The 13,415-nt window shown below is 51.4% G+C and carries 8 protein-coding genes; 7 read left to right on the top strand and 1 reads right to left on the bottom strand.

The genetic code is table 11. The features are described from left to right. Window positions 1-92 precede the first annotated feature (92 nt). Window positions 93-1,505, bottom strand: a complete 1,413-nt coding sequence (pykF, locus tag DDT56_RS21120) for a pyruvate kinase PykF (RefSeq protein WP_136168348.1) — start codon at window positions 1,503-1,505, stop codon at window positions 93-95. A 631-nt stretch (window positions 1,506-2,136) separates the two neighbouring features. Here pykF and licT point away from each other — a divergent pair. From licT to DDT56_RS21085, 7 genes are all read left to right on the top strand, one after another. Further along, window positions 2,137-2,988, top strand: a complete 852-nt coding sequence (gene licT, locus DDT56_RS21115; RefSeq protein WP_136168347.1) for a BglG family transcription antiterminator LicT — start codon at window positions 2,137-2,139, stop codon at window positions 2,986-2,988. A 291-nt stretch (window positions 2,989-3,279) separates the two neighbouring features. Further along, the gene (gene bglF, locus DDT56_RS21110; protein WP_136168346.1) at window positions 3,280-5,163 is read left to right on the top strand and encodes a PTS beta-glucoside transporter subunit IIABC; all 1,884 of its coding nucleotides are present in this window, start codon (window positions 3,280-3,282) and stop codon (window positions 5,161-5,163) included. A 41-nt stretch (window positions 5,164-5,204) separates the two neighbouring features. Then, window positions 5,205-6,599, top strand: coding sequence for a glycoside hydrolase family 1 protein (locus DDT56_RS21105; protein WP_136168345.1), 1,395 nt, complete (start codon window positions 5,205-5,207; stop codon window positions 6,597-6,599). Between the two features lie 77 nt (window positions 6,600-6,676). Continuing rightward, a complete protein-coding gene (locus tag DDT56_RS21100) occupies window positions 6,677-8,371 on the top strand; it encodes an alpha-L-rhamnosidase-related protein (protein WP_335341474.1) in 1,695 nt (564 codons plus the stop codon). A gap of 129 nt (window positions 8,372-8,500) precedes the next feature. Beyond that, window positions 8,501-10,111: a carbohydrate porin gene (locus tag DDT56_RS21095; protein ID WP_136168355.1), complete on the top strand. Its 1,611-nt coding sequence runs from the start codon at window positions 8,501-8,503 to the stop codon at window positions 10,109-10,111. Between the two features lie 201 nt (window positions 10,112-10,312). Continuing rightward, window positions 10,313-11,275: a nucleoside hydrolase gene (locus DDT56_RS21090; RefSeq protein WP_136168354.1), complete on the top strand. Its 963-nt coding sequence runs from the start codon at window positions 10,313-10,315 to the stop codon at window positions 11,273-11,275. Then, complete coding sequence (locus DDT56_RS21085) at window positions 11,272-13,383, top strand: beta-galactosidase (protein ID WP_210417062.1); 2,112 nt, start codon at window positions 11,272-11,274, stop codon at window positions 13,381-13,383. The genes DDT56_RS21090 and DDT56_RS21085 overlap by 4 nt, the downstream gene beginning before the upstream one ends. The last annotated feature ends 32 nt before the right edge of the window (window positions 13,384-13,415 follow it).

Raw genomic sequence — 13,415 nt, 5'->3', positions numbered from 1 at the left:
TAAAACAAGAACCCCACGGAAAATGTGGGGTTCGTCAGCAATCTGAAAGCGCCGTGAAAGGCGCTTTTTTAATATGTGGAAACGTAACGGATTTACAGACGGTGCACAGAGGCGGTATTGGTGGTGCCGCTTGGCACCAGCGCGCCGGAAACCATCACTACCACATCGCCGGCCTGCGCGTGGCCGCTGTTCAGCGCCGCTTCCTTACCGATACGGTAGAAATCATCGGTGGAGGCGATTTCTTTTACCAGCAGCGTATCCACGCCTTTGCTCAGCAGAAGCTGGCGGGCGGTGACTTCATTGGTCGTCAGCGCCAGGATGCGGGCATTGGGAAAGTATTTACGGATGGACTTGGCCGACTTGCCGCCGCTGGTCGCCACGACGATAAGCGGCGCGTCCAGTTTCTCAGCCGTTTCAACCGCGCCGCGGCATACGGCTTCGGTGATACGCAGCTTACCCACCGGCTTGAGGGTATCCAGACGGGCTTTCATTACGGTGTCGGTACGGCGGCAAATGGTCGCCATGATAGTAACGGACTCGAGCGGGTATTTCCCTTTGGCGCTTTCGCCGGACAGCATCACCGCATCGGTGCCGTCAATGATGGCGTTGGCGACGTCACCGGCTTCCGCGCGGGTAGGACGTGGGTTTTTAATCATCGAATCCAGCATCTGCGTTGCCGTGATAACGACTTTGCGGGCCTGGTTACATTTCTCAATCATCATCTTCTGGGCGAAAATCACTTCTTCAACCGGAATTTCGACCCCGAGATCGCCGCGGGCGACCATGATGCCGTCGGACGCATCGAGAATTTCGTCAAAGTTGTTTAGACCTTCCTGGTTTTCGATCTTGGAAATAATCTGGATGTGTTCGCCGCCGTGCTGCTGCAGGTGCGCGCGGATTTCTTCAACATCGGAGCGCTTGCGGATAAAGGAAGCGGCAACGAAATCGACGCCTTGTTCACAGCCAAAAATCAGGTCGCGTTTGTCTTTTTCCGCCAGAGCCGGCAATTGGATAGAGACGCCCGGCAGGTTAACGCCTTTGTTTTCGCCCAGATCGCCATTGTTCAGAACTTTACAAACGACTTCATTGCCGTTGATGGCGGTCACTTCCATGCCGATCAGGCCGTCATCCACCAGAACGGTGTTGCCGACGCTCAGATCTTCAGGGAAGCCGGCATAGGTCACCGCAACGCGCTGGCTATTGCCGATTACGCTCGCGTCGGTGGTGAAGGTGAACGTCTGGCCCGCGGTCAGCGAAACGTCGGCGCCGTTTTCCAGCTTCATGGTACGGATTTCCGGTCCTTTGGTGTCGAGCAGAATAGCGGCCTGCTTACCGGTTTTTGCCAGCACGGCGCGCAGGTTTTTGATGCGCTGACCGTGTTCAGCGTAATCCCCGTGCGAGAAGTTCAGGCGCATAACATTCATGCCGGCGTTCAGCAGATTGCTCAGCATTTCTTCTGATTCTGTTTTGGGCCCGATGGTGCAAACAATTTTTGTCTTTTTCATACGATAGCTTCTACAAGTTGTGATGGATAAAAAGCGAGTGAACCGGCAGTTATGATGGAGCGACTCCCGGAAAGAATGCGTTTGGCAACGGCCAGGAAGAAATAAGTATAGATGATGAAGCGCGTAACCGATTACCGCGTTTAAGCAACGGGATAAGGGTAAACAATGCCTTTGAAAACGGTTTTAATGATAGTGGCACGTCGATTAGCTGAAACCATTCAATTGAAACAACGTTCCGTATTATAGTTATTAGTCAAGGAGAAACAAGGTGGTAGATGGCCTCAAATCGCATATTTTAACCCGTTTACGCAAAAAAACGGCCGATTTGTGGTTTTTGCCAAGCTTTGTTGCGCAACTGCCCGTAATCCACCTCTTGTAATCGATGAGCGGGGGAATCATCGTGTCGTGGAATAATGTGTTCTCGATCACTTTTTTCCGCAAAAAAGAAAAGGATATGTAAACAGAATGTTTTCTTTCGATCGATATCACGTTTCTGTTCAGACGGAGTTGAGAAGATCAGAAATAGTGGTAGCTTGTCCACCATTAAGGATTGTTACTGCGCAAGCAGGCAAGACCAGATATCCGCTTTCTCCGCGGGTGTCTGGTTTTTTTGTTTCCAGGGTAATGAATAATGAAAATTGCCAAGATACTCAACAATAACGTCGTGACGGTTATCGACGAAAACAATAATGAGTCGGTTGTGATGGGCCGTGGGCTGGGTTTCAAGAAGCATACCGGCGATCGCCTGGACGAGTCGCTGATCGAAAGGGTGTTTGTCATGAAAAGCGGGGAGTTGACGTCACGCCTGGAAGAGCTGCTTTCGGAGATCCCGCTGGAGGTGATCACCACCGCGGATAAAATCATTTTGCTGGCGAAAGAGCGCCTGCCGGGAAAGTTGCAAAACAGCATCTATATCTCTTTGACCGATCACTGCCACTTTGCGATTGAACGGCACAAGCAGGGGGTCAATATCCGTAACGTGCTGCTATGGGAGATAAAGCGCCTTTACCCGAAAGAGTTTATGGTCGGCGTGGAGGCGCTGGACATTATCGAACAGCGCCTGTCGGTGCGGTTACCGGAAGATGAAGCCGGCTTTATTGCATTGCATCTGGTGAATGCGCAGCTGGATAGCGAAATGCCGGAAGTGATTCATATCACCAAAATCATGCAGGAAATCCTGAATATTGTTAAATACCAGCTTAACCTGGATTATGACGAACAGTCATTAAGCTATCATCGCTTCGTTACCCATCTCAAGTTTTTTGCGCAACGGCTGATTGGAAAAAATACGGTATTCAGCGATGACGAATCATTGCATGACGTCGTCAAAGAAAAATATCGTCTTGCTTATGGCTGCGCAGAAAAAATACAGATTTATATCGATCAGCAGTATCGGTACAGTTTAACGAAAGAGGAATTGATGTTTCTGACTATTCATATTGAACGGGTAAGAACAGAGCTGTTGGGAAAAGGTAGGATATAAAATATGCAGCAGGAAAATTTGCTGTTCATCACATAACGGTAATAAATGAAAATAAGTTACTTGCACAGGAATTATGTTGGATAATAGAATTTAGGTATCGGTAGTTTTCAGAAAATCAGGATTGTAACTGTACGACTGGAAGCCAGTCATGCAGGCAAAACCTAAACCGTTTTTTCCTTGAGTCATTATGGTGACGAGAAAAAACAGTTTAGGTTTTTTTTCGTCAAAAATAGTGCTGAAGTTAAATATATTGTAATTTATCATGTGGTTATTTAGTTTTAAGGATAGGCAATGAAATACAAGACATTAGCCAGTGAGATACTTGACGGGGTTGGCGGCAGTAGTAATGTTAATAGCGTATTACATTGCGCAACGCGACTGCGTTTTAAATTAAAGGATAGAAGCAGAGCGGATATTAATGCGCTTAAGGATAACCCCGGCATTATTATGGTCGTCGAAAGCGGCGGCCAGTTTCAGGTGGTCGTCGGTAATCATGTCAGCGAGGTTTATCAGGACCTGCTTGATGTGTCTGGTATAAGTGAAAACGCGAATTCAGAAAGCCAGGATGACAGCAATAATAAGGAAAGTATTTTTTCACGGCTTATTGATATTATTGCCGGCATCTTTACCCCGCTGATGGGAATTATGGCGGCCTCCGGTATTCTGAAGGGTTTTTTAGCCCTAAGTCTGGCCTGCGGCTGGCTGGTGGAAAGTAGCGGAACCTATAAGCTTTTATTTTCCGCCAGCGATTCATTATTCTATTTCTTCCCGATTATTCTCGGTTATACCGCCGGGAAAAAATTTGGCGGCAACGCCTTTGTGACCATGGCGATTGGCGGCGCGCTGGTGCATCCGACCATGATGGCCGAATTTAATGCCATGTCGGCGGTGGATTACCAGCCGCTGCGTTTCCTCGGTATTCCCATCACGTTTATCAACTATGCGTCGTCGGTCATCCCGATTATTTTCGCCTCATGGTTTTCCTGTAAGCTGGAAAAACCGCTGAACGCTTTTCTACACGCTAATATCCGCAACTTTTTCACCCCGGCCCTCTGCCTGATCATCACCGTGCCGCTGACGTTTTTAGCCATCGGCCCGGTGACCACCTGGCTGAGCTTCCAACTGGCGCACGGCTATCAGGTTATTTATGGCTCCAGCTCGACCATCGCCGGCGGCTTTATGGGCGGCCTGTGGCAGGTGTTCGTGATGTTCGGCCTGCACTGGGGATTTGTGCCGCTGATGATCAACAACTTCAGCGCCCTGGGGCATGACACCCTGATCGCGGTGCTGACCCCGGCGGTGATGGCGCAGGCGGGCGCGGCGCTGGGCGTGTCCCTGCGTACCCGGGACGCGAAGCTGAAAGGCATCGCCGGCTCGGCGTTCCCGGCGGGGATTTTCGGCATCACCGAACCGGCCATCTACGGCGTCAACCTGCCCCTGCGCCGGCCGTTTATCTTCGGCTGCGTCGGCGGGGCGCTTGGCGGCGCCGTCGCCGGCTATTTTGGCACCACGCAATACTCTTTCGGACTGCCCAGTATCTTTGCTTTTACGCAAATTATTCCTTCTACCGGCATGGATATGACCGTCTGGGGGGGCATCATCGGCACGGTAGTCGCTTTCGGGTTCGCAGCGCTGGCCAGCTATCTGTTTGGGCTCAAAAAAGAACTCGAACCTGAAGCTCCGGCGGTTGAGCCCGCGGCGGAACGCACGGCGTCAGCGCGCCGGCAAGCGGTGGACAGTCCTATCAGCGGTGAGATCCTGCCATTGGAACAGGTTAACGATCAGACCTTTGCCAGCGGGCTGATGGGCAAAGGCATCGCCATCAAGCCGCTGTCCGGGCGGGTGGTTTCACCGGTGAATGGCACCGTCGCCTCGCTGTTTAAAACCAACCATGCGATTGGCCTGCAGTCTGATGACGGCGCTGAAGTGTTGATTCACGTCGGGATCGATACCGTAAAACTGAACGGCCGGCACTTTACTCCCCACGTTAAAACCGGCGATACGGTAAGGCAGGGCGATTTGCTGGTGGAGTTTGATTATCAGGCCATCGAAGCGGCGGGGTATGACACCACTACGCCCGTCATTATTACCAACAGCGACGACTACGTTGATGTGCTGCCCGTGGCGGAAAACACCGTACAGGAACAGGCGCCCTTATTAACGTTGATACGCTGACATAGCAACATTTAACACCCGGATTGGGAAGGAGATTAAAAATGAGCCACCGTTTTCCTGACGATTTTTTGTGGGGCGGCGCGATTGCGGCAAATCAGGTTGAAGGCGCTTATTTAACCGATGGCAAGGGACTGTCGACATCGGATTTACAGCCCCATGGCATTTTTGGCGAGATAGTCGAAAGAACCACGGGCGATAGTGGAATAAAAGACGTAGCAATCGATTTTTATCATCGCTATCCCGAAGATATCGCGCTGTTTGCCGAAATGGGTTTTAAGACTTTACGCACTTCGATCGCCTGGACGCGTATTTTTCCACAGGGCGATGAGGAAACGCCAAACGAAGCCGGACTGGCATTTTACGATCGCCTGTTTGATGAAATGGCAAAACACGACATTAAGCCATTAGTGACGTTGTCACACTACGAAATGCCCTACGGATTGGTGCGCAACTACGGCGGCTGGGGCAGCCGCGACACCATAACCTTCTTTGAACGCTATGCGCGCACGGTATTTGAGCGCTATCGGCATAAGGTAAAACACTGGCTGACGTTTAATGAAATCAACTGCGCCTTGCACGCGCCCTTTACCGGCGTCGGCCTGCCGTCGAATAGCAGCAAGCAGGCGATCTATCAGGCGATTCATCATCAGCTGGTGGCCAGCGCCAAAGCGGTTAAAGCCTGCCACGAGATCATTCCGGACGCCAAAATCGGCAACATGCTGCTGGGTTCAATGTTTTACCCATTAACCTGCAAACCTGCCGACGTTGTTAAAACCATGCAGCAAAACCGTGACTGGCTGTTTTTCGGCGATGTTCAGGTCAGAGGATACTACCCGGCCTATATGACGCGTTTCTTTAAAGAACACGGCATTGATATCACCATCACCGACGATGACCGGCAGGCTCTGCAAGAAACCATCGATTTCATTTCATTTAGCTACTACATGACCGGCTGCGTCACCGCCGATGAAGAGCTGAATCGTCAATCGCGCGGCAACATTTTGCAAATGGTGCCGAACCCGCATCTGGAAAGTTCCGAGTGGGGTTGGCAAATCGATCCTGAAGGTCTGCGTTATCTGCTGAACGAGCTGTATGACCGCTATCAGAAGCCGCTGTTTATCGTGGAGAACGGACTGGGAGCCAAAGATAAGGTGGAGGCGGACGGCAGCATCAACGACGACTACCGCATCAAGTACCTGAACGATCACCTGTATCAGGTGGGGGAAGCGCTGGCCGACGGCGTCGAGGTGCTGGGATATACCTGCTGGGGACCGATCGATCTGGTGAGCGCGTCGACAGCGGAAATGTCCAAGCGCTACGGTTTCATCTATGTCGACCGCGACGACGCGGGCAACGGCACCCTGGAACGCCGGCGCAAGAAGAGCTTTTACTGGTATCGGGACGTTATTGGCAGCAATGGTGGGGCGCTGAAATAGCCGCGGCGTTTCCGTTTTCGCCGACGCGGCCTGCAGCGCGTCGGCTATCGATTTATCTCTGTTGGGCGGATATTGGCATGAATAGACGAGAATTACTGATAAAAGCCGCCGTGGTTGCTTCGAGTATCAAAGTCTTGCCGATTCAGGGGGCGCAGGCGAAAACCGGCTCGCCTATTAGGGCGAACATCGCTGACGCCGCGATGACGCCAGCTCAGCGTTATCTGCAACTGGCCGAATTCCTGAGGCCGGCATTGCCGGAGGTGCCTTATCCGCCGCTGTCGGTGGTGGAGCCGAAAGCGGATAAAAGTCACATGCTGGGGCATGTCATGCAGAAAACCGCCAGCATCGATGCGTTGGCGCGGCGCGCTTTTAAAACGGGGGACAGTGTGATTGTCGATTTCGGCGATCACTACACGGGATTCTTAACGTTCGTTTTAGGTTGGAAGGGCGTTTCCTGTGATTCTCCGGCGCGTTTACGCTTGACCTTCGGCGAAGTGGTCACTGATGTCGCGGACCCCCTTTATCCTTATAACGGTTGGATTAGCGCGGCCTGGCTGCCGGAAGAGATCATCAACGTCGATTTTCTGCCCGCGCCGGTAAGGATTGCCCGCCGGCAGTCTTTCCGCTATGTGAAAATTGACGTGATTGCCTCCTCGTCCAATTTTAGCGTCACATTCGATAATATCCAGGTTCAGGCGGTGTCGTCGGCCGGCGAGGATAAGCACCTTCCGGCGCAGTATGACGGCGCTTTGTGGCGGGATATAGATAAAGCCAGTATCAGGACGCTGCATGAATGTATGCAGACGGTTTTCGAAGATGGTCCGAAACGGGATCGCCGCCTATGGTTGGGCGATCTGCGCTTACAGGCATTGGCTAACTATGTCAGTTTCAACAATACGGATTTGGTGCGCCGCTGTCTTTATCTGTTTGCCGGCCTGCAACGCGATGACGGTTATGTCACGGCATGTGTTTATGAAAAGCCCGCGCCCAGAATAGGCGAAGTGGTATTGCTTGATTATGCCGCGCTGTTTGGTTGCGTTTTACTGGATTATTTCCGGGCGAGTCAGGATAAAGCCACCGCTGTTGAATTGTGGCCGATAGCGAAAAAGCAAATCGACTTGCTGTTGCAACATGTTAATCAGGAAGGCATTTTCGTAGCGCCGGATAAAGATTATATTTTTATCGACTGGAATAGCGGAGAGGATCAGGCCGCCGCAACACAAGGAATGGATAAACAGGCGGCCATGCAGGGATTGTTGATTTACAGTTGTCGGCGTTTGGTGGAGCTGGCAACGGCGATTCTCCCGACGGAAAATATGGACGGAATAATTGAAAAAATAACAAAAATGACGGTTGCCGCCAAAAACGTATTCTATGAACCAACATTACAGCTATTTATTAGCGGGGGAAACCGACAAGTATCCTGGGCATCCCAAATATGGATGGCATTGGCTAATGTATTGTCGCAGCATGAAAGCGCCATTTCCTTACGGAAAGTAATGGCGATGCCTGAGGCAATTCGGCCGCTGACTCCTTATTTATACCATCATATGGTTGATGCGTTGGTGCAAAGTGGGTTAACGGCGCAAGCCAAAGAGTTGGTCGAAAATTATTGGGGAGGAATGATAAAAGCGGGGGCGGATACCTTCTGGGAAGCCTTTGATCCAGAGAATCCTCAGGCTTCGCCATATGGCAGTAAACAAATTAATAGTTATTGTCACGCGTGGAGTTGTACGCCATGTTATTTTATCCGAAATAAATTTAGGAAATAGAAAGAAAAAATATTGCACAGGTGCGGATACCGCACGGCAACTTTTTATTATAAATATTTCATGGATGCTATTGATGGCATCACGGGTTATTTTTTTTGTTTTAACTCTGCATTTTATTTGGAAAACATTATGCGTAAAAAACACTACCCTCTTAAACCTATAGTATTATTAATTTCTTCAGCGATTTTATCTAATAGTGCGATAGCGGCAACATTAACGATAGAAGAAAGATTAGCCCTATTGGAAAAAGAATTAGCGGAGAATAGGCAAGAATTACAATCGACCAAAAAAGAACTACGAGAATATAAAGCGATAGCCGAACGCCGGCAGACAGCGGTCGCCGCCGCTAGTATTGAAAAACCGACGGGTCAGGAACGTATTGTCACCGAAGTGGTCCAGACGCAACCAGCGGGAACACCGCAGTCGGCGGTCGCGACGGAACAAAAATCGCTGACGCTGCATGAACTCAGCAAATTCATCAAAGATGATATTGGCTTCAACTATCGGGGATATTTCCGTTCAGGATGGGCGACCGGTACGCGCGGCGCGCCGAAGTCTTACGCGATCGGTTCGGTGGGGCGTTTCGGTAACGAAAACGGCGCCTGGTTCGATCTGGAATTGTCGCAGAAAGTCTATGATCAGAATGGAAAAACGGCCAAAGCCGTGGTTATGCTGGATGGTAATGTCGGTTTGCAATACAGCGGCGGATGGTTTGACAAGGATTCGGAAAATCTACTGGCATTTTCAGATATTTATTTGACCACTAAGGGCTTTCTGCCATTCGCGCCGGAAGCGGATTTCTGGGTGGGTAAACACAATATGCCGGTCTATGAAATCCAGATGCTGGACTGGAAGAGTCACCGCACCAACGCGGGGGCCGGCGTTGGTATTGAAAATTGGCAGATTGGGCCGGGTAAGCTGAATGTATCGCTGACGCGTCAGGATCTTAACGCCCATGCGGTGGATTACGCGACGTCTGGTAATACGCAACAGGTCAATACCAACTCTATTGATTTGCGCTATAAAGAACTCCCACTGTGGGATAAGGCCACGCTGGAAGTATTCGGCAGATATGCGATGGCGAATCATAACGACACCACGCGTAGCAATGAAAATGACGACAGTTATTACAGCGTGAAAGATTCCTGGCATGCCGGCGTTATTTTAAGGCAAAACTTCACTGACGGAGGGTTTAATGAGTTTACCCTGCAAGGAGCGGATAATTCCATCGCCAGCGGGTTTGCACTCATTTCCGACGCCAACCCTTCCTATGGTTATAACGACGACTATTATGGCGATCACAGCTATGGAAAAGCGTTTCGCTTAATCTCTCAGGGTGAGGTTTATTTACATCCTAACGTTATCATGGCTAACGCTTTAGTCTATTCTCGCGGCAATGATATATATAGTTATGATACCGGTTCGCATACCGATTTTGAAAGTTTTCGCGCGGTTGTCCGTCCTGCTTATATATGGGAAAACAACAACCAAACCGGTGTTGAATTGGGATGGTTTGATCAAAAAAATAAACAGGGTGGTGCGGAATATCATGAATCTGGTTATAAAACTACGCTATTTCATACCATCAAGGTGGACACCAGTATGCTGACTTCTCGTCCTGAAATTCGCTTCTATGGCACTTATTTGAAAGCGTTAGATAATGAAATTAGTCAATTTCAGTTTGCGGATAGTAAGAGCGATCAATTTACCGTTGGCGTACAGGCAGAAGTCTGGTGGTAATAAGCGGTTGTTTAAATAACCGCCATTGGTGAGGTAATTGTCGGCGCTATAGGTGCGATATCTCATCAGCATATTTGAAAACATCCAGACATTGAATCAAGAGAGGGATATCTGGATATTGGTATAGAGAAGGGTTTAATAATGAATAAATACGGTTCAATAAAGGTGAGGCTACACGGCGTTGTTAGTCTGTTTTTGTTTATGCTTCTGGGAGCGCCTGCGCTTGTTATCGCGCAGCCTCTCTTTGATGTCGTCGAACGCAAACAGATGCGGGTCATCATCAGCAGCGACGCCAAAAACGAGGCCGACGATGACTTCGCCGTGGCTCACGCGCTGCTGACGCCCACCTTTATCGTGAAAGGCGTGATCGCCGCACACTACGCCAACACCGCCCCTCTGATGCAGCGCGACGCCGCCGGCAGCATGCAGGAGAGCTATCAGGAGCTGCAGCGGCTGACGCGGGTGATGGACAAAACGGAGGTTCCCCTCTACCGCGGGGCGACGGCGGCGCTGAAAAAAGACGGCCTCCGCCAGGAGTTGAGCGAGGGCGCGCAGGCGTTGATTCGGGAAGCGCTGAAAGAGGACAGTCACCCGCTGTTCGTACTGGTGCTGGGGCCGATCACCGACGTGGCCGCCGCGCTGCGGGCCGAACCGCGCATTGCCTCCAGGATGACGGTGGTGTGGATCGGCGGCATGCCTTATCCGCAAGGCGGCTGGGAATACAATATGTTCAACGATGCTGTCGCCGCGAATGAGGTCTTTAAGTCGCCGGTGGCGCTGTGGCAAGTGCCGCACAATGTCTATATGTCGGTCCGCGTCTCACTGGCGGAACTGGCCGCGCGCGTCAAACCGCAAGGCGCAACAGGGGAATATCTGTGGCGGCAGATGATTGATTTCAACAAGATGATTTCCACCGTTATCAAAGACGTACCCTGGCCGAAAAGCGAGGTGTGGGTACTGGGGGACAACCCGGCCGTCTCTCTGCTGCTCGACGAGCATGAATACAACTATACCCTGCGCGATGCGCCGCAACTCAACGACGATCTCACCTACGCGCCGCAGCCCGGCGCGCGCCAGATTCGCGTATATAACGCCGTTGACGCCCGTTTCACGCTGGAGGATTTCTACGCCAAGCTGGCGCTAACCTATGGGGATAAAAAATGAGCAAATCTACCCGCGCAGCGCTCAAGTACGCTCTGCTTGCCGGCGCGCTGCTTCCGTTGCTGAGCAATGCGGAGAATCGGGCCGTCGGCGATCAATTACTTTACGGGGTGGCCTATTACGACGAGTACATGCCCTACGATCGCCTGGACGCCGATATCAAGATGATGAAAGAGGCGGGCATCAACGTGGTGCGCATCGCCGAATCGACCTGGAGTTCGCTGGAAGTCGAAGATGGCGTATTCAATTTCAGCCATATCGATCGCGTGTTGGACGCCATGGGGAAAGCGGGAATAAAAGTGATCGTCGGGACGCCGACCTATGCGGTGCCGAGTTGGCTGGTAAAAAAATACCCGGATATTCTGGCGGTAACCCCCCAGGGACAATATAAGTTCGGTCCGCGTCAGAATATGGATATCACCAACCCGGATTTCCGCCGCCACGCGGAAAACGTTATCCGAAAACTGATGCAGCATGTAAAAGATCACCCGGCGGTAATTGGCTATCAGGTCGACAATGAAACCAAGCATTACGATAGCAGCGGTCCCAATGTACAGGCGATGTTCGTCAAACACCTGCAACAAAAATTCCCGGATATCGCGGCGTTTAATCGTGATTTCGGCATGGACTACTGGAGCCACCGCATTAATAAATGGGACGATCTGTTATCGGTGGATGGAACCGTGAATGCCAGCATCGGTTCCGAATTTTCGCTGTTCCAGCGCCAACTGGTGACGGATTACCTTAACTGGCAGATTAGCCTGGTGAAGGAGTACGCCCGCCCCGGGCAGTTTGTAACGCAGAATTTCGATCTGGACTGGCGCGGCTATTCCTATGGCATTCAGCCTCGGGTCGATCAGTTCAGCGCCGCGAAAAATCTGGATGTCGCGGGCGTGGATATCTATCACCCCACGCAGGATAAGCTTACCGGGGAGGAGATTGCCTTTGGCGGCGACCTGACGCGTTCAATGAAGCAGGGGAAAAACTACTACGTTATTGAAACGCAGGCGCAGGGATTTCCTGAATGGACGCCTTATCCCGGGCAGTTGCGCCTGCAGGCTTTCAGCCATATCGCCTCCGGCGCCAACATGGTGGCTTACTGGCACTGGAGCACCACGGCGAATTCGATAGAAACCTACTGGCGCGGGCTGCTGAGTCAGGATTTTCAACCGAATGAAACCTATCGGGAAGCCAAAACCATCGGCGCGGATTTTGCCCGGCTGAGCCCGCAGCTGGTTAATCTGAAAAAAGACAACAAGGTGGCGCTGTATTTCAGCAATCAGGCGTTAACGGCGTTCAACTGGTTTAAATTCGGCTGGACATCCACCATAGAATATAACGATGTGCTGCGGCCCTTTTATAATGCGCTGTACCGCATGAATGTGGGGACGGATTTCGTTGATTCATCGACCGGCGATCTCAGCCGCTATTCCATGCTGGTGGTTCCGGCGCTCTATTCGGCTTCGGACGCGGAACTGCAGCGTTTGAACGAGTATGTCAAACAGGGAGGCCATATCGTTTATACCTTCAAGAGCGGTTTTTCCGACCAGCATGTGAAAGTCCGCGCCACGCAACAGCCCGGTATTATCGCGCCGGCGGCGGGGATCGAATACAGCCAGGTGACTATCCCGGAAAAGGTGGGGTTAAAGGACAACCCTTATCAGGTGACTCCGGAGGAGAATCAGGCGCGCTGGTGGATGGAGCTGATCAAACCGACGACGGCGAAAGTGCTGGCCAGCTACGATCATCCGGTATGGGGCAAATATGCCGCGGTAACCCGGAATCAGTACGGCAAGGGCGAGGCGACCTATATCGGGTTTATGCCCTCGGACGCGGTGATAGCAAAAATCATGGCGGACGCGGTGAAAAACGCCGGATTGTGGGGAAAGGATCAGCAACTGACCTTCCCGCAGATCGTCCGTCACAGCACCAATCAGCAGGGAAAAGCGCTGCATTTCCTGTTTAACTACTCGGCCGCCGCCGCTCAGGTGACGTATCAGTGGGAAGAAGGGAAGGAACTGCTGAGCGATAAGCCGGTGGAGAAAAACCAATCGCTCACCTTGCCGGCCTGGGGAGTGAGTATTATCGAAGAAAATAGCGTCCGGCGGTGATATTTTTCACCTGGCAAACAGGCATGCCGTCA

The organism is Brenneria corticis (genome assembly GCF_003115855.1).
GTDB lineage: Bacteria > Pseudomonadota > Gammaproteobacteria > Enterobacterales > Enterobacteriaceae > Brenneria > Brenneria corticis.
The sequence above is the reverse complement of the archived record's forward strand: the minus strand, read 5'-3'. Positions and strand labels throughout refer to the sequence as shown.

What these genes read in the sequence shown, in the direction of transcription:
- DDT56_RS21100 (WP_335341474.1), top strand. Translation starts at nt 6,677, where the DNA reads ATGAATAGACGAGAATTACTGATAAAAGCCGCCGTGGTTGCTTCGAGT.
- DDT56_RS21105 (WP_136168345.1), top strand. Translation starts at nt 5,205, where the DNA reads ATGAGCCACCGTTTTCCTGACGATTTTTTGTGGGGCGGCGCGATTGCG.
- DDT56_RS21090 (WP_136168354.1), top strand. Translation starts at nt 10,313, where the DNA reads ATGCTTCTGGGAGCGCCTGCGCTTGTTATCGCGCAGCCTCTCTTTGAT.
- bglF (WP_136168346.1), top strand. Translation starts at nt 3,280, where the DNA reads ATGAAATACAAGACATTAGCCAGTGAGATACTTGACGGGGTTGGCGGC.
- pykF (WP_136168348.1), bottom strand. Translation starts at nt 1,505, where the DNA reads ATGAAAAAGACAAAAATTGTTTGCACCATCGGGCCCAAAACAGAATCA.
- DDT56_RS21085 (WP_210417062.1), top strand. Translation starts at nt 11,272, where the DNA reads ATGAGCAAATCTACCCGCGCAGCGCTCAAGTACGCTCTGCTTGCCGGC.
- DDT56_RS21095 (WP_136168355.1), top strand. Translation starts at nt 8,501, where the DNA reads ATGCGTAAAAAACACTACCCTCTTAAACCTATAGTATTATTAATTTCT.
- licT (WP_136168347.1), top strand. Translation starts at nt 2,137, where the DNA reads ATGAAAATTGCCAAGATACTCAACAATAACGTCGTGACGGTTATCGAC.